The organism is Cellulomonas telluris (assembly GCF_004886325.1).
Classification (GTDB): domain Bacteria; phylum Actinomycetota; class Actinomycetes; order Actinomycetales; family Cellulomonadaceae; genus Cellulomonas; species Cellulomonas telluris.
Genome location: NZ_QXFN01000097.1, coordinates 1 through 535, shown reverse-complemented (window position 1 = coordinate 535; position 535 = coordinate 1). Strand labels below are relative to the sequence as shown.

Annotated in this window: 1 protein-coding gene; it reads right to left on the bottom strand. The window is 72.7% G+C overall.

Going from position 1 to position 535, the window contains the following annotated elements:
- Nucleotides 1-535: hypothetical protein (locus FB586_RS19620; protein ID WP_168800634.1), on the bottom strand; the 535-nt coding region annotated here is incomplete at both ends.

The following is a 535-nucleotide window of genomic DNA, read 5'->3' as shown; positions in this document are numbered from 1 at the left end:
CGCCGGCGCAGTGCGTCGCGCACGCGGGGCATGGCGAGCAGCACCAGCAACCACGCTGCGGCACCACCCGCGGAGGCGGCTGCGAGCAGCGTCGTCGACGCGCCGACGACCAGCACCACCAGCAGGCAGAGGACCAGGCGGCACAGCGCGTCCGCGGACAGCACGACCGCCGCCTCGCGCCACCAGCCGCTGCCGACCAGCGAGCCGATGACGACGGAGTGGACGGTGTAGCTGACGGCGCCTGCAGCCAGCACGACGACGAGAACGGGCGAGCTGAGGTTCAGGACGTGCGGCTGCCACCACGGCGACAGCACGATCACGAACGCGCCGGTCACCAGCGCGACCGCGGCGCCGGCCACCCAGACCGGCGGGCCGTTGCTTCGGTCGTCGCGGATGCTCGTCGCGACCGAGCGCGTGGTCTCGGTGGCGACGCCGGACAGCACGCCGTAGACGGCGAACAGGATCGACAAGAAGGTCAGCAGGACGGTGTTGTCGGCCGTGCTGAGCGTCCGCGCGCCGAGCCACAGGACGACGT